24 protein-coding genes are annotated in these 25,761 nt (G+C 74.0%); 10 read left to right on the forward strand and 14 right to left on the reverse strand.

From position 1 onward, the window contains the following. Positions 1-13 precede the first annotated feature (13 nt). The 6 genes from ACGFXC_RS14265 to paaA all read right to left on the reverse strand — a co-directional run bounded on the left by ACGFXC_RS14265 (position 14) and on the right by paaA (position 5,004). Positions 14-1,156: an acyl-CoA dehydrogenase family protein gene (locus ACGFXC_RS14265; RefSeq protein ID WP_393712610.1), complete on the reverse strand. Its 1,143-nt coding sequence runs from the start codon at positions 1,154-1,156 to the stop codon at positions 14-16. Between the two features lie 167 nt (positions 1,157-1,323). Next, entirely contained in the window at positions 1,324-2,460 is a 1,137-nt protein-coding gene (locus ACGFXC_RS14270; protein ID WP_393712612.1) for a 2Fe-2S iron-sulfur cluster-binding protein, read from the reverse strand. After that, a complete protein-coding gene (paaD, locus tag ACGFXC_RS14275) occupies positions 2,461-2,958 on the reverse strand; it encodes a 1,2-phenylacetyl-CoA epoxidase subunit PaaD (RefSeq protein WP_393712614.1) in 498 nt (165 codons plus the stop codon). Beyond that, on the reverse strand, positions 2,955-3,704 hold the full coding sequence (gene paaC / locus ACGFXC_RS14280) for a 1,2-phenylacetyl-CoA epoxidase subunit PaaC (RefSeq protein ID WP_393712616.1): 750 nt from the start codon (positions 3,702-3,704) through the stop codon (positions 2,955-2,957). The genes paaD and paaC overlap by 4 nt, the downstream gene beginning before the upstream one ends. Beyond that, complete coding sequence (gene paaB / locus ACGFXC_RS14285) at positions 3,701-3,985, reverse strand: 1,2-phenylacetyl-CoA epoxidase subunit PaaB (RefSeq protein ID WP_030225109.1); 285 nt, start codon at positions 3,983-3,985, stop codon at positions 3,701-3,703. Before paaB ends, paaC begins: the two co-directional genes overlap by 4 nt. Further along, positions 3,982-5,004 (reverse strand): 1,2-phenylacetyl-CoA epoxidase subunit PaaA, encoded by a 1,023-nt coding sequence (gene paaA / locus ACGFXC_RS14290; RefSeq protein ID WP_393712618.1) that lies wholly within the window; start codon positions 5,002-5,004, stop codon positions 3,982-3,984. The genes paaB and paaA overlap by 4 nt, the downstream gene beginning before the upstream one ends. Positions 5,005-5,138: 134 nt before the next feature. Here paaA and ACGFXC_RS14295 point away from each other — a divergent pair, with 134 nt between their 5' ends. The 5 genes from ACGFXC_RS14295 (at position 5,139) to ACGFXC_RS14315 (ending at position 9,506) form a co-directional block, all read left to right on the forward strand. Then, on the forward strand, positions 5,139-5,810 hold the full coding sequence (locus tag ACGFXC_RS14295) for a DUF5819 family protein (RefSeq protein ID WP_393712620.1): 672 nt from the start codon (positions 5,139-5,141) through the stop codon (positions 5,808-5,810). Further along, the gene (locus ACGFXC_RS14300) at positions 5,798-7,072 is read left to right on the forward strand and encodes an HTTM domain-containing protein (RefSeq protein WP_393712622.1); all 1,275 of its coding nucleotides are present in this window, start codon (positions 5,798-5,800) and stop codon (positions 7,070-7,072) included. Before ACGFXC_RS14295 ends, ACGFXC_RS14300 begins: the two co-directional genes overlap by 13 nt. Positions 7,073-7,116: 44 nt before the next feature. Beyond that, complete coding sequence (locus ACGFXC_RS14305; protein ID WP_393712624.1) at positions 7,117-7,875, forward strand: TrmH family RNA methyltransferase; 759 nt, start codon at positions 7,117-7,119, stop codon at positions 7,873-7,875. Between the two features lie 612 nt (positions 7,876-8,487). Continuing rightward, positions 8,488-8,778, forward strand: a complete 291-nt coding sequence (locus tag ACGFXC_RS14310; RefSeq protein ID WP_393712626.1) for a hypothetical protein — start codon at positions 8,488-8,490, stop codon at positions 8,776-8,778. Further along, positions 8,775-9,506 carry a Crp/Fnr family transcriptional regulator gene (locus tag ACGFXC_RS14315; RefSeq protein WP_393712628.1) on the forward strand — a complete coding sequence of 244 codons (732 nt, stop codon included), beginning with the start codon at positions 8,775-8,777 and terminating at the stop codon, positions 9,504-9,506. Before ACGFXC_RS14310 ends, ACGFXC_RS14315 begins: the two co-directional genes overlap by 4 nt. Positions 9,507-9,552: 46 nt before the next feature. Here ACGFXC_RS14315 and paaN read toward each other — a convergent pair whose 3' ends face one another. Further along, entirely contained in the window at positions 9,553-11,235 is a 1,683-nt protein-coding gene (gene paaN, locus ACGFXC_RS14320) for a phenylacetic acid degradation protein PaaN (RefSeq protein ID WP_393712630.1), read from the reverse strand. A 168-nt stretch (positions 11,236-11,403) separates the two neighbouring features. On the opposite strand from paaN, the gene ACGFXC_RS14325 reads away from it, so the two are divergent. Further along, positions 11,404-12,957, forward strand: coding sequence for a 3-hydroxyacyl-CoA dehydrogenase (locus tag ACGFXC_RS14325; protein WP_393712632.1), 1,554 nt, complete (start codon positions 11,404-11,406; stop codon positions 12,955-12,957). After that, positions 12,954-13,541 carry a TetR/AcrR family transcriptional regulator gene (locus tag ACGFXC_RS14330; protein WP_351826624.1) on the forward strand — a complete coding sequence of 196 codons (588 nt, stop codon included), beginning with the start codon at positions 12,954-12,956 and terminating at the stop codon, positions 13,539-13,541. Before ACGFXC_RS14325 ends, ACGFXC_RS14330 begins: the two co-directional genes overlap by 4 nt. Positions 13,542-13,619: 78 nt before the next feature. Here the strand turns inward: ACGFXC_RS14330 and ACGFXC_RS14335 are convergent, their stop codons facing one another. Next, positions 13,620-14,201 (reverse strand): Lrp/AsnC family transcriptional regulator, encoded by a 582-nt coding sequence (locus tag ACGFXC_RS14335; protein ID WP_393712634.1) that lies wholly within the window; start codon positions 14,199-14,201, stop codon positions 13,620-13,622. A 177-nt stretch (positions 14,202-14,378) separates the two neighbouring features. Between ACGFXC_RS14335 and pdhA the strand changes: the two genes are divergently transcribed. The 3 genes from pdhA to ACGFXC_RS14350 are packed head-to-tail and all read left to right on the forward strand — an operon-like array spanning position 14,379 to position 17,814. Next, positions 14,379-15,515, forward strand: a complete 1,137-nt coding sequence (pdhA, locus tag ACGFXC_RS14340) for a pyruvate dehydrogenase (acetyl-transferring) E1 component subunit alpha (RefSeq protein ID WP_393713184.1) — start codon at positions 14,379-14,381, stop codon at positions 15,513-15,515. Further along, positions 15,512-16,519 (forward strand): alpha-ketoacid dehydrogenase subunit beta, encoded by a 1,008-nt coding sequence (locus tag ACGFXC_RS14345; protein ID WP_393712636.1) that lies wholly within the window; start codon positions 15,512-15,514, stop codon positions 16,517-16,519. The genes pdhA and ACGFXC_RS14345 overlap by 4 nt, the downstream gene beginning before the upstream one ends. After that, positions 16,519-17,814 (forward strand): dihydrolipoamide acetyltransferase family protein, encoded by a 1,296-nt coding sequence (locus tag ACGFXC_RS14350; protein ID WP_393712638.1) that lies wholly within the window; start codon positions 16,519-16,521, stop codon positions 17,812-17,814. The genes ACGFXC_RS14345 and ACGFXC_RS14350 overlap by 1 nt, the downstream gene beginning before the upstream one ends. A gap of 46 nt (positions 17,815-17,860) precedes the next feature. Here ACGFXC_RS14350 and ACGFXC_RS14355 read toward each other — a convergent pair whose 3' ends face one another. The 6 genes from ACGFXC_RS14355 to ACGFXC_RS14380 form a co-directional block, all read right to left on the reverse strand. After that, positions 17,861-18,838 carry an NAD(P)H-quinone oxidoreductase gene (locus ACGFXC_RS14355; protein WP_393712640.1) on the reverse strand — a complete coding sequence of 326 codons (978 nt, stop codon included), beginning with the start codon at positions 18,836-18,838 and terminating at the stop codon, positions 17,861-17,863. A gap of 22 nt (positions 18,839-18,860) precedes the next feature. Further along, the gene (locus ACGFXC_RS14360; RefSeq protein ID WP_393712642.1) at positions 18,861-19,961 is read right to left on the reverse strand and encodes a potassium channel family protein; all 1,101 of its coding nucleotides are present in this window, start codon (positions 19,959-19,961) and stop codon (positions 18,861-18,863) included. After that, the gene (locus ACGFXC_RS14365) at positions 19,949-21,232 is read right to left on the reverse strand and encodes a molybdopterin molybdotransferase MoeA (RefSeq protein WP_393712644.1); all 1,284 of its coding nucleotides are present in this window, start codon (positions 21,230-21,232) and stop codon (positions 19,949-19,951) included. Before ACGFXC_RS14365 ends, ACGFXC_RS14360 begins: the two co-directional genes overlap by 13 nt. Then, positions 21,229-22,110: an NTP transferase domain-containing protein gene (locus ACGFXC_RS14370; protein WP_393712646.1), complete on the reverse strand. Its 882-nt coding sequence runs from the start codon at positions 22,108-22,110 to the stop codon at positions 21,229-21,231. Before ACGFXC_RS14370 ends, ACGFXC_RS14365 begins: the two co-directional genes overlap by 4 nt. Positions 22,111-22,288: 178 nt before the next feature. Beyond that, positions 22,289-22,828, reverse strand: coding sequence for a bacterial proteasome activator family protein (locus tag ACGFXC_RS14375; RefSeq protein ID WP_393712648.1), 540 nt, complete (start codon positions 22,826-22,828; stop codon positions 22,289-22,291). An 82-nt stretch (positions 22,829-22,910) separates the two neighbouring features. Then, complete coding sequence (locus tag ACGFXC_RS14380) at positions 22,911-25,760, reverse strand: FtsX-like permease family protein (protein WP_393713186.1); 2,850 nt, start codon at positions 25,758-25,760, stop codon at positions 22,911-22,913. Between the last annotated feature and the right edge of the window lies 1 nt (position 25,761).

Below are 25,761 nucleotides of genomic sequence, written 5' to 3' on the forward strand. Positions count from 1 at the left end.
CAGGCCGCCCCGGTCACGCGAGGGGGTGGGCGGCCAGCAGGTCGCCCAGGGCCTCCTCGTGGGCCGCGGCCGGGCCCAGCTGGAGTTCCAGCTGCTTGGCCCAGGCGTGGAAGCGGTGCAGCGGGTAGTCCGTGTCGGCGCCGAAGCCGCCGTGGAGGTGCTGCGCGGTCTGCACGACCCGGCGCACGCCTTCGGAGGCCCAGATCTTGGCGACGGCGACGTCCCCCTCGCTGGGCAGCGGGCCGCCCGCGCCGCCCGTGGCGGCGTCCAGCCGCCAGGCGGCCTGCCAGAGGGTCACCTCCATCGCGCGGAGGTCGATGTAGCGGTCCGCGGCCTGGACCGCGACGGCCTGGAAGGTGGCCACGGGGAAGCCGAACTGCTCGCGCTTGCTCGTGTACTGGCTGGTCATCGTGAGGACGCCCTCGCCGAGGCCGAGCGCGAGGGCGCAGGTGCCGGTGGCCAGGACCTGACGGAGCCGCTCCCAGGCCCCGGGGGTCTCGATCAGGTGGGCGCCGTGGACGCGGACGCCGTCCAGGGTCAGTTCGGCGAGGCGTTCCCCGCTGGTGGAGTACTGCTCGGCGAGGGCGAGCCCGTCGGTGACCCGGGGGACGAGCGCGAGGACGGCCTCCCCCTCGCCGGTGTGGGCGGGTACGGCGATCCAGTCGCAGCTGTGGGCCCAGGGGACGGCGGTCTGGACCCCGTCCAGGATCCAGTGGTCGTCCTCGCGGCGAGCGGTGACGGCGAGTTCGGCCGGATCGTGGCCGGTGCGGCCGTGCGCGGCGACGGTCAGGACGAGGGTGCCGCGGCCGGCGCCGGGCAGCAGGGCGGCGGCCAGTTCGGGGCCGCCGTGGGACTGGACGGCCATGGCCGTGGCGCAGTGTTCCAGCAGCGGCACCCGGGCCAGGACCCGGGCCGCCTCGCGCAGGACGAGGCACAGCGCGATGGCGTCGAGGCCCGCTCCGCCGTGTTCCTCGGCGAGGACGAGTCCCAGGAGGTCCGAGCCCGCGAGCTTGGCCCACAGCGGCCGGTCGAACTCCTCGGCGACGGCCCCCGGCGTCAGGGCGGGGCTCGGTACGCGGTCGGGGGCGACGTCCGCGAACACGGCCTTCGCCGCCTCGACGGCGGCCTGCTGTTCCTCGGTGAAGGTGAAGTCCACTGCCTGTCCTCCCGCGCGCACCGGATCCCGGTCGTATCCGTCGTCCGTTCAGATCTGACGGTGCGTCAAGATAGAACACCGCAGGGGAAAAGCACAGCCTGACGGGGACTCGGGAACGAGACCGGGAACCGGGCCGGGAACGGGCCGGGAACGGGCGCGGGGGCGGATCAGCGGTCGAAGTCGATCTCCACTTCCTCCGAGACCGCGTGGGACTGGCAGGCCAGCACGAATCCGGCCTCCGTCTCCTCCTCCTCCAGGGCGAAGTTGCGCTCCATCCGCACCTCTCCCGTCACCAGGAACGCCCGGCACGTGCCGCACACCCCGCCCTTGCAGGCGTACGGGGCGTCCGCGCGGCCGCGCAGCACGGCGTCCAGCAGCGACTCGCCGTCCTGCACCGGCCAGGTGCCCGAACGGCCGTCGAGCCGTGCGGTGACCGTGCCGCGCAGGGGTGCGGCGGCCCGGGCGGGGGACGCCGCCTGCGCGCCGTCCTCGACGTGGAAGACCTCCTCGTGCACCCGGGTGCGCGCCACGCCCAGCGCGCCCAGGGCCCGCCCCGCGCCCTCGACGAGCCCGTACGGCCCGCACAGGTACCAGCCCGTCACCTCGGTGACCGGCAGCAGGGCGGGCAGCAGGGAGGTCAGCCGTGCCTCGTCCAGCCGCCCGGACGGCAGGCCGGCCTCCTGCTCCTCCCGGGAAAGGGCGGTGACCAGCTGGAAGCGGTCGGGGTAGCGGTCCTTCAGGTCGGCGACCTCGTCCAGGAACATGGTCGACGCGGCCGTGCGGTCGCCGCGCACCAGGCAGAACCGGGCGTCGGACCGGGCCGCCAGCAGGGAGGCGGCGATCGACAGGACCGGGGTGATCCCGCTGCCGCCGACGACGGCCGCGTAGTGCGCGCCGGCCGGGGCGGCGGCCGGGTCCAGGACGAACCGTCCGGCCGGGACCATCACCTCCAGTACGTCCCCGGCGGCGATCTCCTTGTGCGCGAAGGTGGAGAACGCGCCGCCCTCCACGAGCCGCACCCCGACCCGCAGCCGGGCCGGGCCCGGGCCGTTGGCGGCCGGGGCGGGGGAGCAGATCGAGTAGGTCCGGCGGACCTCGGCGCCCTCGGTGCCGGTGCGGCGCAGGGTCAGGTGCTGGCCGGGCGCGTGCCGGTACGCGGCGCGCAGTCCTTCGGGGACGGTCAGGGTCAGCGCCACCGAGTCGTCCGTCAGCCGGTCGACCGCCGCCACCGTCAGCGGGTGGAACGCGCCGTGGCGCGCGGGGCGGGCGGTCCCGGCCGGGGCCTGGGGCACTGACACGGCCATCTACAGCTCCTTGAAGTGGTCGAACGGTTCGCGGCAGGCGACGCAGCGGCGCAGGGCCTTGCACGCGGTGGAGGAGAAGCGGCTGAGCAGTTCGGTGTCGGTGGAGCCGCAGTGGGGGCAGCGCACGGACAGGGTGAGGGGGACCGCGCCGCCGGCCGCGTGCGGGCGGGGCGGGGCGATGCCGAACTCGGACAGTTTGCGGCGGCCCTCGGCGGTGATGTCGTCCGTCGACCAGGCGGGCGCCAGCACGGTCGTCACCCGCACCCGCGGTATGCCGTGCCCGGTCAGGACCCGCTCGATGTCGGCGGACATGGCCTCGATGGCCGGGCAGCCGGTGTAGGTGGGGGTGAGGGTGACCTCCGCGTGGCCGTCCTCATGCATCCGCACTCCGCGTACGACGCCGAGTTCGGCCAGGGTGAGCACCGGCAGCTCCGGGTCGGGGACGGAGCCCGCCAGTTCGGCCAGCTCCGCCTCCAGCCTGGTCCGGGCCGCGCTCACCACGACGCCCCCGGGTGGCTGCGGTGCAAGTGCTGCATCTCCGCGAGCAGCCGCCCGAACGACTCGGTGTGCAGGCCCTGGCGGCCCGCCCCGGCGGCCCAGGCGCCCGTACGGGGCCCTTCGGGCCGTTCGAGCCCGGCCCGCTCCAGGACGCCGGTCAGTGCGGTCAGCCAGCGGGCTTCGAGGGCGGCCAGGTCGACCTCCAGGCCCTCCACCGGCCGGAACATCTCCCCGGTGAACTTCCACAGCGAGCCGAGCGCCGCGCGCATCCGCGACCGGCTCTCCGCCGTGCCGTCGCCCAGCCGCAGCGTCCACTGCTCGGCGTGGTCGCGGTGGTAGGCGGTCTCCTTCACGGCCTTGCCCGCCAGCGGGGCGAACGGGCCGTCGCCGGCGGCGAGTTCCGCGTAGAGCTCGTGCTGGTACAGGGAGAAGTACAGCTGGCGGGCGATGGTGTGGGCGAAGTCGCCGTTCGGCTGCTCGACCAGCTGGAGGTTGCGGAAGGAGCGCTCCTCGCGCAGGAAGGCCAGCGCGTCCTCGTCGCCCGCCATGGACAGCAGGACGCGGGCCTGGCCGAGGAGGTCGAGCGCGATGTTGGCGAGGGCGACCTCCTCTTCCAGGACGGGGGCGTGGCCCGCCCACTCGCCGAGGCGGTGGGAGAGGATCAGCGCGTCGTCGGCGAGGGCGAGGACGGCCGCCGGTACGGCGGTGGTCCGGGCGTCGGTGGCCGGGGCGTCGGTGCTGCTCACAGGTGGCGCACCCCCTCGGGGATCTCGTAGAAGGTGGGGTGCCGGTAGGGCTTGTCGGCGGACGGGGCGAAGAAGGGGTCCCGCTCGTCCGGGGAGGAGGCGACTATCTCGGTGGAGGGCACCACCCAGATCGAGATGCCCTCGCCCCGCCGCGTGTAGAGATCGCGCGCGTTGCGCAGGGCCATCTCCGCGTCGGGGGCGTGCAGGCTGCCCGCGTGCGTGTGCGAGAGGCCGCGGCGCGAGCGCACGAACACCTCCCACAGGGGCCAGTTCTGCGTCATGCCTGTACCTCTCGTCCGGTGCCGCTGTGCTTCTCTTGCGGCGCGTGCTTCAGCGCGTACGCGGCGGCCGCCTCACGGACCCAGGCGCCTTCCTCGTGCGCCGAGCGCCGCTGTGAGATCCGCTCTTCGTTGCAGGGGCCGTTGCCCTTGAGGACGTCCCAGAACTCGGCCCAGTCGATGGCGCCGAAGTCGTGGTGGCCGCGCTCCTCGTTCCACTTCAGGTCCGGGTCGGGCAGGGTCAGGCCCAGCGACTCGGCCTGCGGGACGGCGATGTCGACGAACCGCTGGCGCAGCTCGTCGTTGGAGTGCCGCTTGATCCGCCAGGCCATCGACTGCGCCGAATGCGCCGACTCGTCGTCCGGCGGGCCGAACATCATCAGCGAGGGCCACCACCAGCGGTCGACCGCGTCCTGGGCCATGGCGTGCTGGGCCTCGGTGCCCCGGGACAGGGCGAGGAGCAGCTCGTACCCCTGGCGCTGGTGGAAGGACTCCTCCTTGCAGATGCGGACCATCGCGCGGGCGTAGGGCCCGTAGGAGCAGCGGCAGATCGGCACCTGGTTGGTGATCGCCGCGCCGTCCACGAGCCAGCCGATGGCGCCGACGTCCGCCCAGGTCAGGGTGGGGTAGTTGAAGATCGAAGAGTACTTCTGCCTGCCCGAGTGCAGCTTGTCGAGGAGCTCGTCGCGGCTCGTGCCGAGGGTCTCGGCGGCGCTGTAGAGGTAGAGGCCGTGGCCGGCCTCGTCCTGCACCTTGGCCATCAGGATCGCCTTGCGCCGCAGGGAGGGCGCGCGGGTGATCCAGTTGGCCTCGGGCTGCATGCCGATGATCTCGGAGTGGGCGTGCTGGGCCATCTGGCGGACCAGGGACGCGCGGTACTCGTCGGGCATCCAGTCGCGAGGCTCCACCCGCTCGTCCGCGGCCACGGCAGCGTCGAAGGAGGCCCGGAGCTGCGCCCCGAGATCCCCGGGCTGCGCGCCCGCGGTGCTTGACGTGCCCGTTTCCGGGGTCACTGCGACCATCCCGGTCCCCTGTCAGAGTGTGCGTCCGCCCGACCGACCGATCGTTCGGTTCATTCTCTTCAATGGTGAGACGGCGGCCCGTAGGGTGTCAACCTCTGTGGGCAACCCTGTGGAAGCCGGATGATCGGGGCGGGATGGATTCGAACGAGCACGAGCCCGTGGAAGGAGACCTTCCACAGCCGGCCGAGAACCCCCGCGCACCGGGGATCGCGGGCCTTTCCGCCCCCTACCGGATGGTGGCCGCGCTCGCGCTCGCGGCCGTCGCCGTCGCCGCCTGCACCCACCTGGCGCTCGTCTTCCTGCACGTGGCACCGTCCAACACGGTGAGCAAGCGGCACGCGGCCCTGATCGACGGCTGGATCTACCCCGAGTTCGAACAGAACTGGAAGCTCTTCGCGCCCAACCCCCTCCAGCAGAACATCGCCGTCGAGGTCCGCGCCCAGGTCCGCACCGCGGACGGGGCGCTCGTCACCGGCGGCTGGCGGGACCTGTCCGCCGAGGACGGCGCCGCCATCCGCCACGGCCTCCTGCCCAGCCACACGGAGCAGAACGAGCTCCGGCGGGCCTGGGACTTCTTCACCGGCTCGCACGACGAGAACGACAAGCCGAACGGCGAACGCGGCGAGCTGTCGGAGGCCTACCTGCGGCGCATCGCGCTGGAGCGGCTGGCCCCCGGCCACCGCGGCGACCGGATCCTGCGGGTCCAGCTGCGCTCGGCGACGCGGTCCGTGCCCGCGCCGGCCTGGAGCGACGAGAAGACCGACACCCAGACGTACTACCGGGAGCTGCCGTGGTGGACCGTGTGAACGGGGCGCGGCGCCCGGGGCGGGCCTGGGCCGCGGGTCCGCGGCGGGCGCTGGAGAGGGTCACGGGGGAGGCGCTGGGCCCCTACCAGAGCGCCGTGGTCCGCATCGGCTTCGCCGGGACCTGGCTGTTCTTCCTGCTCCGGGAGCTCCCGAACCGCCGCGAGCTGTACGGGCCCGACGGGCCGTGGAGCTGGGAGCTGGCGCAGCGGCTGGTCGCCTCGAACGACGCCTTCAGCGTGCTGATGTGGTCGCGGTCCGCGTTCTGGTTCGAGACCGTCTACGTGGTCTCCGTGCTCGCGAGCGCGCTGCTGGTGCTGGGCTGGCGGACGCGGGCGACGTCCGTCGTCTTCATGGTGGGCGTGCTGTCGCTGCAGAACCGCAGCGTGTTCATGGGCGACGGCGGGGACAACGTCATCCACCTCATGGCGATGTACCTGGTCCTGACGCGGTGCGCGCGGGTGTGGTCCCTCGACGCGCGGCGGGCCCGGCTGCGCGGCTCGGCCTCGGCGGGGGCGGCGGGGCCGGTGCTGTGGGGCGTGCTGGGCGCGGTGTTCGCGTACGCGGTGGTGACCGGGCGGCTCGGCTCCGGCTGGACGGCGGTGTTCGCGGCGCTGTGGACGGGGGCCGCGGTGTGGTGGCTGGCGGAGCGCCACGGTCCGCGGGGCGAGGGGCGGGCCGCGCTCGACGTGCTCGCGAACCTGCTGCACAACGCGGGGATGCTGGTGATCATGGCCGAGGTGTGCCTGATCTACGCGACGGCCGGCTGGTACAAGATCCAGGGTTCGCGGTGGCAGGACGGGACCGCGCTGTACTACCCGCTCCGGCTGGACTACTTCACCCCGTGGCCGTGGCTGTCGGGGGTGCTCGCGGGGAGCGGGCTGATGGTGATGCTGCTGTCGTACGGGACGGTGGCGGTGCAGGTGGCGTTCCCCTTCACGCTGTTCAACCGGCGGGTCAAGAACGTGCTGCTGGCGGCGATGATGCTGGAGCACGCGGGGATCGCGGTGCTGCTGGGGCTGCCGTTCTTCTCCATGGCGATGATCGCCGCCGACGCGGTGTTCCTGCCGACGGGCTTCCTGGTGTGGGCGGGGTCCCGGGCCGGTGTCCTGCGGCCCGGCGTCCTGCGGCGCCGGTCCCCCCTGCGCGCGTCCGCCGTCGCCCCGGCCGGGCCGGGGGAGCGCCGGGGCGGGGCGCCCGCGGCGGGGGCCCTGCCCCCGGAACCCCGCTCCCCGGACGCGGACGGGGCCGGGGTGGGCCGGTGAGGGGCGGTGGGGGCCGGGCGGGGTGAGCTCGTAAGGTCGGCGGTATGAGTGAGCAGGGGATCAGTGAGGGCGCGCGGGCTTGGCGCGAGTGGGCCGGGCGCGACGGGGCGGTCGTGCTCGACGGGTTCCACGCGCTGAAGCACGCCCTGCGCTTCGGGGCCGAGGTGCTGGTGGCCGTCGCCGACGACCCCGCGGCGGTACGGGCGCTCGCCGACGAGCTGGCTCCGGACGTGGCCCCCGAGGTGGAGCGGCTGGTGCGGCCGGCCGCGCTCGCGGAACTGCTGCCCCGCGTGCACCCCACCGGGGTCGCCGCGCTCGCCGTGCGCCCCGACCGGGCCGCCGGACGGGCCGCGCTCACCGGGCGGCCCCGCGAGGCCCCCGTCGTCCTGCTCGACAACCCCCGCAACCTCGGCAACGTCGGGGCCGTGGTCCGGCTCGCCGCCGGCTTCGGGGCGGCCGGGGTGCTGACCCGCGGCGACCTGGACCCCTGGCACCCGAACGTGGTCCGCGCCGGAGCCGGGCTGCACTACGCCACCACGGTGGACCGTACGGACCTCGACGGGCTGCCGCCCGGGCCGCTGTACGCGCTCGACCCGGAGGGCGAGGACATCCGCTCCCTCGTCCTCCCGGACGACGCCCTGCTGGCCTTCGGCTCGGAACGCCACGGCATCTCGCCGGAGCTGCGCGCCCGCGCCGATCGTTTGGTGTCCCTGCCGATGCGCCCGCAGGTCTCCAGCTACAACCTGGCCACCAGCGTGGCCATGACCCTCTTCCACTGGGGCGGCCCCGCTCCCGCGCGCTGAACCGCCCGGCCGACGTCCCGGTCCCGGTCCCGGTCCGCGGGGTTACGGGGCGGTAGGCGGTGGCCGGAAAGCGGCGTACGAAGTGGTGTCGGGCGGGCCCGGGGGGCCACCCCGGAGCGTCCGCCCGACCGCTGCGCTGCACCTACCAGGCTCAACTCAGCTCGACGAATCTAACGACAGGGCATCGGCGAAGATTCCCTCATCTGAGGGAGAGGGCGCGGTCCGGGCCAGGAAATTCCCCAGACCTGGGGCATGGACCGGCGTTCGAGTACGCATTTCGACACCATGCCGACCGGAATTCATGGGTGTCATCGTGGAATTCAAAGTCCGAATGCGGCACTCGGTGACAGGCCGGTGCGCAGGTGCCGGAACCCCCCTGAGGGTCCGAAGACCGGACAGGACGGGCATCGACCTGGGAGGCAACTCACCTTGCGGCCGCGGGGGATGAACGATTCCGTGATCATCGCGAGACGTGACGTGGTGAACGGTGCCGTCCGTTATTCTCCCTTCGGAGTACATGGGTGGCGCTCTCGCCAAGCGCCCGATTCCCACGCACGCCCAAAAGCTGCACCTACCAATTAAATCTCCTCAGCCAAGTAAAGGGGTGCTCACATGCTTCTCCTGAGTGCTGTCATGATCACCGGCCTGGTGGCCGCGGTCATCGGAACCGCCGTCTGGCGGCTCACCTCGACTCCGCGGTGGATCCCCGCCGTCATAGGCTCCGTCGGCGGCGAGCTGCTCGCGCTGCCGGCCGTCTTCGCCTCGCTGCACCCGGTGTTCCCGGGCCCGGCCGCGCCGCAGGCCCGCGCGACCGTGGCGCCCGCGGCGCCCCCGATCCCCGTCGGGCCGCCTGCGGCGCCGGACCGGCCCGGCGGCGCCGGTGCGGGCACGCCGGTCCTGTGACCCCGGCCCGTCGCTTCAAGCGGCACGAACTCGGCTTCGGGGACTACCCGTTCTTCCGGTCGCTGAGCACCGAGCTGTGCCAGGAGATCTTCCAGGCCTCCCGCGTCCGCCAGTACGGGCGCGGGGCGCGCATCCGGGGCATGACGGTCCGCGGGGGTGACGCCGTCCACATCGTGCTCAACGACACCGGCATCGTGTCGGAGGAGCTCGTGCACCACGAGGCGTCGACGCTGCGCTTCCGGCACCAGGGCCACGTCCTGGGCGACCTGGACCTCTTCGCCCCGTCCCGGGCGCCGCTGGCCATGGCGTTGACGACCACGGTCACGATGGCCGTTCCGATGAACGTGATGCGGTCGATGATCGGCAAGCACCCCACCCTCATGCGGGCGGTGAGCGTGTCGATCACGGAACGCCTGCGCACCACGGAGCGGGTCTACGGCATGTTCGCCCGGCCCGCGGAACAGCGCCTGTGCGGGCTCTTCGTGGAGCTGCTCGACAGGACCGGCTTCGCCACGGAGGACGGCTACCGGGTCCAGGGCCCCTCGCAGCTGGACCTGGCGCAGGCCCTCATGCTCTCCCGCGCCACCGTGGAGAACGCGTTGCGGTCCCTGCGCGCCAAGCAGGTGGTGAAGACCTCCTACCGCTCCTACACCTTCCCCGACCTGAAGCTCCTGGAGAAGGTCGAGGCGGGCGTCGCCGCCCCCGTGGGCGCCGCGGAGTGCGCCTGAGGGGGCGGGCCGGCCCCGCGGCCCGCAGCCGCGGGGCCGGGGCCGCTCAGGCCTGGCGGCGGACCTCCACCACGCGGAAGCGGTTCGCGACGAAGGCGCCGTCACAGAGGGCGGCGTTCGCCGCCGGGTTGCCGCCCGAGCCGTGGAAGTCGGAGAAGGCCGCGGTCTGGTTCACGTAGACCCCGCCCGTGAGGTTCAGGGAGAGCTGCGCGGACTCCTCCAGGCAGACCTCCTCGATCGCCCGCTCGGTGTCCGCGGAGGTCGTGTACGCGCCCACCGTCATCGCGCCCTTCTCCCGCACGGTGCGGCGCAGCAGGTCGAGGGCGTCCGCGGTGGAGTCCACGGCCACCGCGAAGGAGACGGGGCCGAAGCACTCGGAGAGGTAGGCCGCCTCCGGGTCCGCCTTGGCGGCGTCCAGCTTCACCATCACCGGGGTGCGGACCACCGCGTGCGGGAACTCGGGGTTGACCACCTCGCGGGAGGCCAGGGCGACCTCGCCCAGACCGGCCGCGGCCTCCAGGCGGGCCTTGACGTCCGGGTTGACCAGGGCGCCCAGCAGCGCGTTGGCCCGGCCGTCGTCGCCCAGCAGGCCGCCGACGGAGGCGGCGAGGTCGGCGACGACCTCGTCGTACGTCTTGTGCCCGGCGTCCGTGGCGATGCCGTCGCGCGGGATCAGCAGGTTCTGCGGGGTGGTGCACATCTGGCCGCTGTAGAGGGAGAGCGAGAAGGCCAGGTTGGACAGCATGCCCTTGTAGTCGGCGGTCGAGTCGAGGACGACGGTGTTGACGCCCGCCTTCTCCGTGTAGACCTGCGCCTGGCGGGCGTTGGCCTCCAGCCAGTCGCCGAACTCCGTGGACCCGGTGTAGTCGATCAGCTTGATCTCGGGGCGCAGCGCGAGGGACTTGGCGATGCCCTCGCCCGGCCGCTCGGCCGCGAGGGCGACCAGGTTCGGGTCGAAGCCGGCCTCGGCGAGGACCTCGCGGGCCACCTGGACGGTGAGCGCAAGGGGCAGGACGGCCCGCGGGTGCGGCTTGACCAGGACGGCGTTGCCGGTGGCCAGGGAGGCGAAGAGGCCCGGGTAGCCGTTCCAGGTCGGGAAGGTGTTGCAGCCGATCATCAGCGAGATGCCGCGCGGGACCGCGGTGAAGGTCTTGCCCAGGGCCAGCGGGTCGCGCTTGCCCTGCGGCTTCGACCAGTCGGCCTGCCCGGGCACGCGGGTCTGCTCCTCGTACGCGTACGCCACCGCCTCCAGGCCGCGGTCCTGCGCGTGCGGGCCGCCCGCCTGGAAGGCCATCATGAAGGCCTGGCCGCTGGTGTGCATGACCGCGTGCGCGAACTCGTGCGTGCGGGCGGAGATGCGGGCCAGGACCTCGACGCAGACCAGGGCGCGGGTCTCGGGTCCGGCGTCGCGCCAGGCCGGGATGCCGGCCTTCATCGCGGGCAGCAGGACGTCCGGATCGGCGTGCGGGTACTCGACGCCCAGCTCCGGGCCGTACGGGGACACCTCGCCGCCGGTCCAGCCGTCGGTGCCGGGCTGCCCGAGGTCGAGGCGGGTACCGCGCAGGGCCTCGAAGGCGGCCAGGCCGTCGGCCGGGGCGCTCTCCCCGTAGGCCTTCGGGTGTTCGGGGTGCGGGGACCAGTAGGCGCGGCTGCGGATGGCGGCGAGCGCCTGGTCCAGGGTGCTGCGGTGCTTCTCGGTCAGCTGGGGGAGGGTGAGCTCGGCGGCCATCAGGGACCAACTCCTCGTTGAGCCGGGCAAGATCAGGCTGGTTTCGCAGGCTGAGATCAGGCGGGGGCGGGTGAAGAAGAGCAGACTGCAGTTAGAGTAACCGAACGATCGGTCGGGACAAGAGGGCCCGGCAGACCTGTGGACAACCCGGTGCGGGAGGATCAGGACATGACAGCAATCGAGCGGTCCCGCACTGTGGCGGTCGTCGGCGCCGGCACCATGGGGCAGGGCATCGCCCAGGTGGCCCTCCTCGCGGGTCACCGCGTGCTGATCCACGACATCGACCACGGCCTCGCCGCCGCCGGCGCCGCCCTCGTGCGCGAGCGCGTCGGGCGGATGGCCGCCAAGGGCCGGCTGGACCCGGCCGCGGCCGAGGACGCCGCCGGGCGGATCGGCGCCGCCGACGGCCTCGCCGCCCTCGCCGGCGCGGCCCTGGTCATCGAGGCCGTCGTCGAGGACGCCGCCGTCAAGCGGGCGCTCTTCGCCGCTCTCGAAGAGGTGGTCGCGCCGGACGCCCTGCTGGCCACCAACACCTCCTCCCTCTCCGTCACCGAGATCGCCGCCGGCCTCGCGCACCCGGACCGCTTCCTCGGCCTGCACTTCTTCAACCCGGCCCCGCTGCTCCCGCTCGTCGAGGTGGTGAGCGGCTTCGCGACCGCTCCCGAGGCCGCCGAGCGCGCCTACGGCACCGTCCTGGCCTGGGGCAAGACCCCGGTCCGCTGCGCCGACACCCCGGGCTTCATCGTCAACCGGATCGCCCGCCCCTTCTACGCCGAGGCCTTCGCGGTGTACGAGGAGCAGGGCGCCGACCCGGCCACCATCGACGCCGTCCTGCGCGAGAGCGGGGGCTTCAAGATGGGCCCCTTCCAGCTGACGGACCTGATCGGCCAGGACGTCAACGAGGCCGTCACCCGGTCGGTCTGGGAGTCGTTCTTCCGCAGCCCCAAGTTCACCCCCTCGCTCGCCCAGCGCCGGCTGGTCCAGTCGGGCCGCCTCGGCCGCAAGTCGGGGCAGGGCTGGTTCCCGTACGCGCAGGGCGCCGAGCAGCCCGCGCCGCACACGGCGGGCCCCGGGACGGCGCCGGACAAGGTCTGCGTCGTCGGCGACCTGGGCCCGGCGGCGGAGCTGGCCACGCTGCTGGAGGAGGCCGGGATCGCGGTGACGGCCACCGAGCACGGCGGCCCGTACATCCAGCTGCCCGGCGAGGGCCAGCTGGTGCTCGCGGACGGCAAGACCTCGGTGGAGTTCACCGACGTCGTCTACTTCGACCTCGCGCTGGACTACCGCGGCGCCACCCGGATCGCGCTCTCCGCCAGCGCGGACACCACCGAACGCACCCTCTCCGAGGCGGTGGGCCTGTTCCAGAAGCTCGGCAAGGAGGTCTCCGTCATCGGCGACGTCCCGGGCATGATCGTCGCCCGGACCGTCGCGATGCTGATCGACCTGACCGCCGACGCCGTGGCGCGCGGCGTGGCCACGGCCGAGGACGTCGACACCGCGATGCGGCTCGGCGTCAACTATCCGCTGGGCCCGTCCGCCTGGCACGAGAAGCTCGGCCGGGACTGGGCGTACGACCTGCTCCACCACCTCGACGAACGCTGTCCCGGCGGCAGGTACGCGCCCTCGCTGGCCCTGTTCAAGCTGGGCTACGCGGCCGGTGAGGACGAGGACGGCGGCGAGGACGGGAGCGGCAACGGGAACGGCACGGAGGAGACCGGATGACCACGGTGAGGCGGGACACCTACACCCCGGAGACGCTCCTGTCCGTCGCCGTGCAGGTCTTCAACGAGCGCGGCTACGACGGCACGTCCATGGAGCACCTCTCCAAGGCCGCCGGCATCTCGAAGTCCTCGATCTACCACCACGTCGCGGGCAAGGAGGAGCTGCTGCGCCGGGCCGTCAGCCGGGCGCTCGACGGCCTCTTCGCGGTCCTGGAGGAGCCCGGCGCGGTACGGGGGCGCGCGGTCGAGCGGGTCGAGCACGTCACGCGCCGCACGGTCGAGGTGCTGGTCGCGGAGCTCCCGTACGTCACCCTGCTGCTGCGCGTGCGCGGCAACACCCGGACCGAGCGCTGGGCCCTGGAGCGGCGCCGCGAGTTCGACCACCAGGTCGCCGAGCTCCTCAAGGCCGCTGCGGCCGACGGTGACCTGCGCGCGGACGTGGACATCCGGCTGGCCACCCGACTGCTCTTCGGCATGGTGAACTCCCTGGTCGAGTGGTACCGCCCGCACCCGGGGACGACCCCCGACCAGCTCGCGGACGCCGTGGTCAGCATGGCCCTGGACGGCCTGCGCACGGCTCGTTAGTCCCCGTCCGGGGCCCGGCCGGGCCGGGCCGCGAGCATGCGGACCCCGGATGGCCGCCCGTCGGCCGGGGGACCGCGCTCAGTCCTCGCCGAGCGTCGGCGCCTGGGCCGGAGCGGTGCTCTGGCCCGGTCCCGGGGACAGCAGGTCGGTCTCCTCGAAGACCAGCAGGGTGCGGGTGGAGAGGACCTCCGGGATGGCCTGGAGGCGGGTGAGGACCAGCTCGCGCAGGGTCCGGTTGTCCGGGGTGTGGACCAGCAGCAGGACGTCGAAGTCCCCGCTGACCAGTGCGATGTGGGCCGCGCCCGGCAGCTCGCGCAGCTGCTCGCGCACCGTCCGCCAGGAGTTCTGGACGATCTTGAGAGTGATATACGCGGAAGCGCCCTGACCTGCGCGTTCGTGGTTCACGCGGGCCGTGAAACCCCGGATCACCCCATCGTCGATCAGCCGGTTGATGCGGGCGTATGCATTGGCCCGCGAGACGTGCACCTGTTCGGCCACCGACCGTATCGACGCGCGCCCGTCCGCCTGGAGCAGCCGCATGATCGACCGGTCGATCGGGTCCAGGGGGCGCGGCGGAACCGCCGGTGCCGGTGTGACGCCCGGGCCACCCCCCGGTGGGACCGGTGCGGAACCCGCTCCGGCCATTTGTTCATCCGGCATTGCCCACTGCCTCCCTCTCCTGGACGTCCTGCACCCATCCCAGGGCCCCGTCGCCACTTTGTCCACAGCCTGGAGCCGCCTGTAGCCAAATTGCGCCGACGACCGAACAATCGGTAGGTGAGGCGCCTCACACCCGAGGCGTCCCTGCCCGCTTCCCACGAGGAGGTGTACGCCGCCATGACGGTCCAAGAGCTGCCCGGTGCCGGTGCGTCCCACCGTGTCACCCCGCCGCCCGCCTGGAGGCCCCGTACGGAGGCCGCCCCGCTGCTTCCGGACCCCGAGCCGTACCGGGTGCTGGGCACCGAGGCGGCCGCCGGCCTCGACCCCGCGCTGATGCGCCGGTACTACGCCGAGCTCGTGCGCGGCCGCCGCTACAACGCGCAGGCCACCGCGCTGACCCGGCAGGGCCGTCTCGCCGTGTACCCCTCCACCGTCGGGCAGGAGGCCGCCGAGATCGCGGCCGCGCTGGTCCTGGAGGAGCAGGACTGGCTCTTCCCGAGCTACCGCGACACCCTCGCGGCCGTCGCCCGCGGCCTGGACCCCGTCCAGGCGCTGACGCTGCTGCGCGGCGACTGGCACACCGGCTACGACCCCCGCGAGCACCGCATCGCCCCCCTGTGCACCCCGCTCGCCACCCAGCTTCCGCACGCGGTGGGCCTGGCGCACGCCGCCCGCCTGCGCGGCGACGAGGTCGTCGCGCTCGCCATGGTCGGCGACGGCGGCACCAGCGAGGGCGACTTCCACGAGGCCCTGAACTTCGCCGCCGTCTGGCAGGCCCCGGTGGTCTTCCTGGTCCAGAACAACGGCTTCGCGATATCCGTCCCCCTCGCCAAGCAGACCGCGGCCCCGACCCTCGCCCACAAGGCCGTGGGGTACGGCATGCCCGGCCGGCTCGTCGACGGCAACGACGTCGCCGCCCTGCACGAGGTGCTCACCGAGGCCGTCCAGCGGGCGCGCGCCGGCGGCGGACCGACCCTCATCGAGGCCGTCACGTACCGGATGGAGGCCCACACGAACGCCGACGACGCGACCCGCTACCGCTCGGACGCCGAGGTGGAGGCCTGGAAGGCGCACGACCCGGTGGAGCTGCTGGAGCGCGAGCTGACCGCCCGCGGGATCCTCGACGAGACGGGCGTCCAAGAGGCGCGCGCCGCCGCCGAGGCGATGGCCGCGACCCTGCGCGAACGGATGAACGCCGAACCGGTCCTCGACCCGATGGACCTCTTCGCGCACGTGTACGCGCAGCAGACGGGCCGGCTGCGCGAGCAGGCGGAGCAGCTGCGCGCCGAACTGGAAGCCGAGGGCGACGCATGACCACGGTGGCACGACCGGCGGTGAAGCCCGCGACGATGGCGCAGGCGCTCACCCGGGCCATGCGCGACGCGATGGCCGAGGACCCGACCGTCCACGTCATGGGCGAGGACGTCGGCGCGCTCGGCGGCGTCTTCCGGATCACGGACGGGCTCGCCAAGGAGTTCGGCGAGGACCGCTGCACGGACACCCCGCTCGCCGAGGCCGGGATCCTCGGCGCGGCGGTCGGCATGGCCATGTACGGGCTGCGGCCGGTCGTGGAGATGCAGTTCGACGCGTTCGCGTACCCGGCCTTCGAGCAGCTGATCTCGCACGTCGCGAAGATGCGCAACCGCACCCGGGGCGCCATGCCGCTGCCGATCACCATCCGGGTCCCGTACGGCGGCGGCATCGGCGGCGTCGAGCACCACTGCGACTCCTCCGAGGCCTACTACCTGGCCACGCCCGGCCTGCACGTGGTGACCCCGGCGACCGTCGAGGACGCGTACGGGCTGCTGCGGGCGTCGATCGCGAGCGACGACCCGGTGGTCTTCCTGGAGCCGAAGCGGCTCTACTGGTCGAAGGCGCAGTGGTCGCCGGACGCCCCGGCGGCCGTTCCGGGCATCGGCGAGGCGCTGGTCCGGCGGACGGGCACGAGCGCGACCCTGATCACCTACGGGCCTTCGGTGCCGGTCTGCCTGGAGGCCGCCGAAGCCGCCCGCGAGGAGGGCTGGGACCTGGAGGTCGTCGACCTGCGCTCGCTGGTGCCGTTCGACGAGGAGACCGTCGTGGCCTCCGTACGCCGGACCGGGCGCGCGGTGGTGGTCCACGAGGCGGCCGGGTTCGGCGGGCCGGGCGCGGAGATCGCGGCCCGGGTGACGGAGCGCTGCTTCCACCACCTGGAGGCGCCGGTGCTGCGGGTGACGGGCTTCGACATCCCGTATCCGCCGCCGATGCTGGAGAAGTACCACCTGCCCGGAGTGGACCGGATCCTGGATGCCGTGGCCCGGCTCCAGTGGGAGAACTGATGCCGCAGGTACTGGAGTTCAAGCTGCCCGACCTCGGTGAGGGGCTGACCGAGGCGGAGATCGTGCGCTGGCTGGTGGCCGTGGGCGATGTCGTCGAGGTCGACCAACCGGTGGTCGAGGTGGAGACAGCCAAGGCGATGGTGGAGGTGCCGTGTCCCTACGGGGGCGTGGTCACCGCGCGGTTCGGCGAAGAGGGCACGGAACTCCCGGTGGGAGCCCCGCTGATCACCGTGGCGGTGGGGTCGGAGCAGGCGGCCGGCGGGGCCGCGCCGGCCCCGGCCGCAGAGGCGGGCGCCGAAGCCGCCGCTCCGCGGCCGTTGATCGGGTACGGATCGGACCACGCGCGTCCGGCGCGTCGGCAGCGGGTGCGACCCGCCACCGCCGCGGTACCGGCGCCGGTCGTGGTCCCGGTGGTGCCCGCGGCCCCGGCCGGTCCCGTCGCGGTGATCTCGCCGCTGGTGCGCAAGCTGGCCCGGGACAACGGGATCGACCTGCGGGCGCTGCGCGGGAGCGGGCGGGAGGGTCTCATCCTGCGGGCCGACGTGGAGGCGGCACTGCGCCCGGCGGTTCCGGCCCCGGTGGCGGCGCCGGCCCCCGCCGCCGGGCGGGGCGAGCGGATCCCGCTCAAGGGGCTGCGCGGGGCCGTGGCGGAGAAGCTGTCGCGCAGCCGGCGCGAGATCCCCGAGGCGACCTGCTGGGTCGACGCGGACGCCACCGAACTGATGGCGGCGCGGGCCGCGATGAACGCGGTGGACGGCCCGAAGATCTCCGTGCTCGCGCTGCTGGCGCGGATCTGCACGGCCGCGCTGGCCAAGTACCCCGAGCTGAACTCCACCATGGACCTGGCGGCCAACGAGATCGTGCTGCTCCCGGCCGTGCACCTCGGCTTCGCCGCGCAGACCGAACGCGGGCTGATGGTCCCGGTGGTCCGGGACGCCCACACGCGCAGCCCCGAATCCCTGTCGGCGGAGTTCGCGCGCCTCACGGAGCTGGCGCGGACGGGCAGGCTCACGCCGGGGGACCTCACCGGCGGCACGTTCACCCTGAACAACTACGGGGTGTTCGGGGTCGACGGCTCGACGCCGATCATCAACCACCCCGAGGCGGCGATGCTGGGGGTGGGCCGGATCGTGCCGAAGCCGTGGGTGCACGGGGGCGAGCTGGCCGTACGCAAGGTCGTGCAGCTCTCGCTGACCTTCGACCACCGGGTGTGCGACGGGGGGACGGCGGGCGGGTTCCTGCGGTTCGTGGCCGACTGCGTGGAGAACCCGGCGGTCCTGTTGCGCGGGCTGTAGGAGCGAGCGCAGGCCCGGGGGAGGCGCGCGCCTCCCCCGGGCGGGATCAGCGGGTCAGCAGGAGCTTGCCGACGTGGGTGCTGGATTCCAGGACCCGGTGGGCCTCGGCGGCCCGGGCCATCGGGTACGTGGCGTGCACGACCGGGCGGACCCGGCCCGAGGCGATCAGGGGCCACACGTGTTCCCGTACGGCGGCCACGATCGCCGTCTTCTCCCCCAGCGGCCGCGTGCGCAGCGAGGTCGCCGTGATGGCCGCCCGCTTGGCCAGCAGCGCGCCCAGGTTCAGCTCGGCCTTGACCCCGCCTTGGAGCCCGATGATCGCGAGGCGGCCGTTCACGGCCAGCGCGTCCAGGTTCCGGGTCAGGTACTTCGCACCCATGATGTCCAGGATCACGTCCGCCCCGGCCCCGCCCGTCGCGGCCCGCAGCTCCTCCACGAAGTCCTGCTCGCGGTAGTCGATCAGCACGTCCGCGCCCAGCTCCGCGCAGCGCGCCAGCTTCTCCTTGCCGCCCGCCGTCACCGCCACCTTCGCGCCGACGGCCTTGCCCAGCTGGACCGCCATGGTGCCGATGCCGCTGGAGCCGCCGTGGACGAGGAGGGTCTCGCCGGGACGCAGCCCGGCGACCATGAACACGTTCGACCACACCGTGCAGACGACCTCCGGCAGCGCTGCGGCCGCCACCAGGTCCACGCCGGCCGGCACCGGCAGCAGCTGCCCCGCCGGGACGGCCACGCGCTCCGCGTAGCCGCCGCCGGCCAGCAGCGCGCACACCTCGTCGCCCACCGACCAGCCGGAGACCCCCGGCCCGAGGGCCACGACGCGCCCGGAACACTCCAGGCCGGGGTGGCGCGAAGCGCCGGGCGGAGGGTCGTAGAAGCCCTGCCGCTGGAGGACGTCGGCGCGGTTGACGGCGCTCGCCACGACCTCGACGAGCACCTCCCCCTCGCCGGCCACCGGATCGGGTGCTTCGGTCCAGACGAGGGCCTCGGGCCCGCCGGGCTGCTCGATGGTGATCGCATGCATGGCCCGGAATCTACCCCGCCCGTTACTCCGCCGGGCCGAGTATGACCTGAGGGGTCGTCGGCGGCGTCGCCCGCACGATGGTGATCAGGCGGTCCGTCAGCTGGAGCGGGCTGGCGTGCGGGTCGTCGTAGGCGAGCAGGCGGTGTCCGCGCAGCACGCTGACGACCAGGTCCTCCGTCTCCCGCACCCCGCGCCCGACCTCGGCCTTGCGGACGGGCCGTTCGATCAGGTCCAGGCCGGTGCCCTGCTGGATCAGGTCCTCCATCACGGTGCCCGCGCTCGGGCTGAGCACGGACAGGCCCAGGAGCCGTCCCGCCGCGCTCGCGCTGGTGATGACCGCGTCCGCGCCGGACTGCTTGAGCAGCGGCGCGTTCTCCTCCTCGCGCACCGCCGCGACGATCTTCGCGCCGCGGTTGAGCTGCCGGGCCGTCAGGGTCACCAGGACCGCCGTGTCGTCGCGCTGGGTGGCGATGACGATCTGACGGGCCTTCTGCAGCTCGGCCCGCAGCAGCACCTCGGAACGGGTGGCGTCCCCGACGACTCCGGTGAAACCCTCCGAGTTCGCGATGTCGATCACCTTGGCGCTCGGGTCGACGATGACGACCTGGTCCTTGTGGAGGCCGGTCGCCAGCAGCGTCTGCAGGGCGGAGCGGCCCTTGGTGCCGAAGCCGACGACGACCGTGTGGTCACGCAAGTTGTTCCTCCAGCGGTTGAGCCGCCACTCTTCCCGGGTGCGTTCGGTCAGCACTTCCAGGGTGGTGCCGACCAGGATGATCAGGAACAGCACGCGCAGCGGGGTGATCAGCAGGACGTTGACCAGCCGCGCGCTGTCGCTGTACGGGACGATGTCGCCGTAGCCCGTCGTCGACAGGGTGACCGTCGCGTAGTAGACGCTGTCGAGGAAGTCGACCTTGCCGTTGGCGTTGTCGTGGTAGCCGTCGCGGTCGAGCCAGACGATCATGACCGTCAGGACCAGCACGAACAGGGCCATCAGCAACCGCCGCGTGACCTGCCGCAGCGGTTTCTCGACCACGCGCTTGGGGAGTTTGACGCGGCGCGAGACGAGCTTCTCGTCCGCGCCCCGCGCCATGGCGTCCTGGCCGTGGAGTTTCACGTGAAACATCCCCCCGAGGCCCACGGCAGGTCGAGGACTTCGACGTCCTGCCCGGACCGCACCCCGTGCGGCGGTACGACGGCCAGCGCGTCGGCGGCCGCCACCCCCCGGAGCATCGCCGGGCCGTTGTAGCGCAGCGGGACGGCGTGCTCGTCGGTCAGCAGCACCGGCACCAGCCGGGTGTCGTACGGGTGGCCGTGCACGTCGCCCTCGACCGCCACCGTGTACCGGGGCCGCTGGCGGCGGCCCGCGAGGGCGCGCAGCAGCGGTTCGGCGAGGGTCAGCAGCCCGGAGACTGCGGCCAGCGGGTTGCCGGGCAGCCCGACCACGTGACGGCCGTCCGCGCGGCCGCCCAGGCGGGCCAGCACCATCGGGTGCCCGGGGCGTACGGCGACCCCGTCGACGAGCAGTTCTGCGCCGGCCCGGGCCAGTACGGGGTGTACGTGGTCGACGGGGCCGGAGGCGGTGCCGCCGGTGGTGACGACCACGTCGGCGGTGGAGCCGGTGATCGCGGCGAGGAGGGCGTCGGCCCCGGCGGGATCGTCGCCGAGCCTGCGCGTGGCGGTGACCTCGGCGCCGAGCCGGGTGAGCCAGGGGCCCAGCATCGGGCTGAGGGCGTCACGGATCAGGCCCTCGCGCGGGAGCCCCTCGGTGAGCAGCTCGTCGCCCAGCACCAGGACCTCCACCCGGGGCCGGGGCCGGGTCGACAGCTCGTCGTACCCGGCGGCGGCGGCGAGGCCGAGCACGGCCGGGGTGATCAGGGAGCCGGGGGGCAGCAGCAGATCGCCCGAGCGGCACTCCTGGCCGCGCGGCCGGATGTCCTGGCCGTGGTCGACGGGCCGGGCGGCGTACAGCTGGCCGCCGGACTCGCGGGCGTGCTCGCTGCGGATGACGGCGCTGGTGTCGGCGGGGATCCGGGCGCCGGTGGCGATCCGGACGGCCTCGCCGTCACCGAGCGGGGCGGGCGGCTCGGCGCCGGCCAGGATGCCGCCGCCGGGCCGGATGTTCCAGGGGCCGGGTCCGGCGACGGCCCAGCCGTCCATGGCGGAGGTGTCGAAGGACGGCAGGTCGCCGAGGGCGTCGAGCGGGGCGGTCAGCACCTCGCCGAGGGCGTCGGCGAGGGCGACCCGGTGGGTGCGGCCCCGGATGCCCGAGCCGGCCCGGGCGGCGGTCTCCCGGGCGCGCGGCCAGGGGGATGCGCGGTGGCCCCCACCGGCTGGGGTGCGGCTGACCAGGGCGAGGGCCTCGTCCAGGTCGCCGTCGGCGTCGGTACGGGTCATCCGGAGCCGGTCTCCTCGGGGTGTGGGGGCTGGGCCTCGGCGGCCCAGCGCAGGGCCAGGTCGGCGGCCTTGCGGGAGGCTTCGGCCACCGCCCGGGCGGGGTCGGCGCCGGTGGCTTCGGCGCGGGCGGCCGCGTAGCCGACCAGGAAGGTCGTCAGCGGGGCCGCGGGGCGGGCGACGCCGTGGGCGGCGTCACGGGCTACGTCGAGCAGGGTCGCGATGTCGACGTCGACGTCGATGCCGAGCTCGTTCTTGGCGGCGGTGATCCATTGCTCCAGCACGCTTCCATGCTCCCTGATCCTGGCCCGGGCCGCCGCCAGGTCCTCCCAGGTGTCGCAGTCGAACGAGGCGAGTGGCGCAGTGGCGGTCACGGAGACCGGGGCCAGGGCCAGCTCGGCGGTGAGCGCACGGAGGGGCAGACCGCGGAGGTGGCCGTGTTCGGTGGCGAGCAGGGCGGTTTCGCGGCGCAGGGGTTCGGCGCGGTAGGCGGCGACCAGCGGCTGGTCCCGGCCGTCCGGGTCGCGGAGCAGCGCGCCGTCGGCCGGGCCGGCCGTGGCGGCGGCGATCAGGGTGCGGACGGTGTCCCGGTCGAGGAAGGGCAGGTCGGCGGAGAGTACGAGGACCAGCTCGGCGGTCGTGGCGCGCAGCCCGGCGGCCAGGGCGGCCACGGGGCCGCCGCCGGGCGGGTCCTCCAGGGTCCAGGTGACCGGCCGGGCGGTGGGCCTGCGGGTGCCGACCACGACGGTGGTGGCGGCGTCCGGGCAGGCGTCCAGGACCCGGTCCAGGAGGGCGCGGCCGCCCACGGGGAGGGCGGGCTTGTCGGCTCCGCCGAGGCGGCGGGCCGCGCCGCCGGCCAGGACGATGGCGTCGTAGCTCATGCCCCGAGTATGCGGGCGGCGCGGTGGCCCAGGCGGCCCGCGCTTACGGGGGTCCTACGCGGCCCCGCGGTGCCGCCGGGCGGGCGCGGCCGGGCCCCGGGAGGCGGCCCGCACGGGGTGGGGCGGCAGGGGTGGGGCCGGAGGGGTGGGGCCGGAGGGGTGGCTCCGGCCCCGGGGGTTACAGGTACGGGCCCGAGCGGACGGCGCCGTGGGGGCCCTCGTCGTCGTCCTCGTGGGAGCCGCCCGGAGGCAGGGCGCGGCGCATCTGCTCCAGCTGGGCCCGCGCCGCCATCTGCTGCGCGAACAGGGCCGTCTGGATCCCGTGGAAGAGACCCTCCAGCCAGCCCACCAACTGCGCCTGCGCGATCCGCAGTTCCGCCTCGGAGGGGATGGCCTCCTCCGTGAAGGGGAGCGACAGGCGTTCCAGTTCCTCGACCAGCTCGGGGGCGAGGCCGTCCTCGAGTTCCTTCACCGAGGCGGCATGGATGTCCTTGAGCCGGACCCGGCTCGCCTCGTCGAGAGGCGCGGCGCGTACCTCTTCCAGGAGTTGCTTGATCATGCTGCCGATCCGCATGACCTTGGCGGGCTGTTCGACCATCTCCGTCACCGGGACCTCGCGCGACTCGTCATCGGCGCCGCCGACCGCCATCCCGTCCTGTCCCACGATCAGGACGTGCGGGGGACTGTCCTGCGACCGTTCACTCCTCGGCATCTCCATGCCGTCATTCTCTCGCACACCTGCGTACTCACACGGTGTGCCCCCGTACGGGCGTGATCCACCCTGTACGGGGGCCGGAACATCAGCCCGCGGCCCGCCGCGCGAGGGCGCCGCTCGACTTGGTGACCAGGGCCGCCAGCAGGGCCGCGCCGAGCGGGACGAGCACCAGCAGTCCGGCGAGCGTCCCCCACGGCACCGCGATCGGCACGTAGAGCTCGGTGTCCCGCAGCGTGGCGTAGCCCATCTCGATGCCGTGACGGACCAGGCGTTCCTGTTCGCGTTCCTGCGTGAGCCGCAGCCCGACCGCGGGCAGGATCCCGGCCGCCGAGCCGAGCACCACGCCCATCAGGGCGACCACCCCGCACTGGAACCCGCTGAGCGTGCGCCGTACGCGCGGGGCCGCGCCGACCGCGGCCAGCGTCTTCAGGTCGGCCTCGGAGTCGGCCTGGGCCAGCCCGGTGGCGATGCCCGCGGCGCCGATGGTGACGAGTCCCGCGAAGACGGAGAGTGCCAGCACGCCCAGGCCGCTCTGGCCCTGGTACCCCTCCTCGATCTTGAACTGGGCTTCGGCGCCGAGCCGGTCGAGGTCCCCTTCGAGCCGTTGCCGCCGCTCGGTGGGGGCCTTTCCGTCGAGGCTGAAGTAGGAGCCGGCCGGGGCGGTGGCCAGGCCCGCCGCCTTGGCCGCCGCGGGCGGGACGACGAGGGCGAAGCCCCAGCCCTGGGTGCCCGCGGGGGCCTGGTGGACGGTCAGGACCTTGTCCTGGCCGGGAAGTTCGGCCCGCTTGGCGGCGGCATCGTCGGCGGCGGCCTGGTCGGTGACCAGCCGCAGGGTGACGCGGCCGTCCTGCACGTTGCGCCCGTCGAAGGAGACGGCCCGGCCGCCCTTCAGCGCGGCCGCCGAGCCGGGGTCGGTGACCGCCAGCACGGTGAGCAGCTTCTCGTCGGCGACGACCGTGTCCATCGGGGCGCGGAACTGCGGCACCGCGCACCGCGGGTCCTGGCGCAGGGTCCTGGCCTGGTCGGGGGTGAAGGACGCGGGCCCGTTCTCCGCCTCCCAGAGCGGGCAGCGGGCTTCCTTCGGGGTGATGAGCGCGACCCGCCCGCAGCCCGGATCCATCGAGCCCCGGGCGCAGTTCGGGTTCCCGGCCACGAGCCGGTCCACGTCGGCCCGTACGCCGAGCGGCAGGTCCCGGGCGAGGGTCGCGCGCAGGGCGGGCACCTCCTTGTGGCCGAGGTCGTCGTCGGCGAGCAGGTACCCGGAACCGGCGGGCAGTTCGGCGGTGTACTCGTGCCGCGCCTGGACGTCCTGGCTGTGCTGGTACGTGGACACCGCGACCGTTCCGGCGACGGCGGCCAGGACCGCGGCCACGGCCGGCGCCGTGCGGCCCCGGTTGCGGACGGCGTCGCGCAGGGCGAGCCGGGGGGCCAGCGGCAGCAGGCCTCCGAGCCGTCCGAACAGGCCGACCAGTGCCGGGGTGAGGGCGACGATGCCCAGCTCGGTGATGGCGCTGCCGCCCGCGACGACCGTGGGGCTGACCCGGTAGCCGGTGCCGTACACGGCGATGGCGGCGCCGCCGGCGACGGCGAGCAGGCCGAGGACGGGCAGCACCCGGTTGGCCCGGCGGATCCCGCGGCGTCCGGTGAGGGAGGCCAGTACCGTCTGCCGGGACGCGGTGACCGCGGGGGCGACGGCGGCCAGCAGCCCGGTCAGCACCGCGAGCAGGGCGATGGCGAGGAGTTCCAGCGGGCGGACCGCGAAGCCGCCGAAGCGGACTCCGAGCTGCTCCTCCAGTACGGGGCGCAGCCCGATGGTGAGCGCCATGCCGACCGCGGTTCCGCTGACGGCGGCGACGGCGCCGATGACCAGGCCGCCGGACAGGACGACGGACCGCACGTGCCGCCGGTTGCCGCCGTTCGCGCCGACCAGGCCGAGCTGGCGGCGCGAACGCCGGGCACCGACCGCGAAGGCGGGCCCGGCGAGCAGGCAGATCTCCAGCATGGCGAGTCCGACCACGGTGGCGAGGACGGCCTTCTCGGTGACCGCGCCGCCGCCGGCGACCGGTTCGTACTGCTCCTTGCGCTCCTGCCGGAACAGCGGGACCTCGGCGTCGGCGGGCGGGCGCAGGGCCACGGCGCGGGAGAGCACGAGGGCGCCCTTGGCGTTGGCCGCCGCGGTCATGTTCCACGTGAAACCTTCACCGCCGCCGACCGAGACCAGGTAGGAGGTGGTGCCGGACAGCCCGGAGCCGCCGGCGGCCCGCAGGGCGCCGTCCAGCGGGGCGAACAGGGTGCCGGGCAGGGCGAGCAGTTCGGTGTTCCTGAGCTTGGAGGGCAGCTCGTACGCGCCCACGATCCGGTACGGAGCGGTGACGCCGCGCGGGGTGACCGCGGAGCCCACGTGGAGGCCGGAGGCGTCGAGGAAGGCCCGGGTGGCGATGACCTCGCCGGGGCCCTGCGGCAGCCGGCCGCGGTCGAGCGTGATCAGGCCCCGGGTCAGCGGGTCGTGCACGTCCAGCTCGCGCAGGTCGCTCTGGAGCAGCCCGTGCGCGGTGTGCACCTTGACGTGGCCGGTGGTGTCCTCGGTGGCCTTGGCGCCGGCCGGGAGGGCCGACTTCAGCGGCTGTTCCCTCGCCTTGTCGGGCCGGTACTTCTCGTAGCCGCCGACGGGCGCGAAGTGTTCGCCGTCGGGGTGCTGGAGGACGGGCCCGTCCAGGCCCGACGCGGAGAGCCGGGCGTCGGCGGCGCCGATCTGGCGGGTCAGGCGCTGGTCGGTGGAGAGTTCGGAGCTGCGGAAGGTGAGGTCGGCGGCGCTGACGCCGACGATCGGCAGGGCGATCATCGACAGGACCAGGGCGCTGCGGCCCTTGGCGCGCCAGGCGTCGCGGCGCGCGATCCGCAGGGCGGCGACCCAGGGGTGGTACCAGGAACCGATC

The sequence above is a fragment of the Streptomyces sp. NPDC048507 genome (assembly GCF_043199995.1).
Lineage (GTDB): Bacteria > Actinomycetota > Actinomycetes > Streptomycetales > Streptomycetaceae > Streptomyces.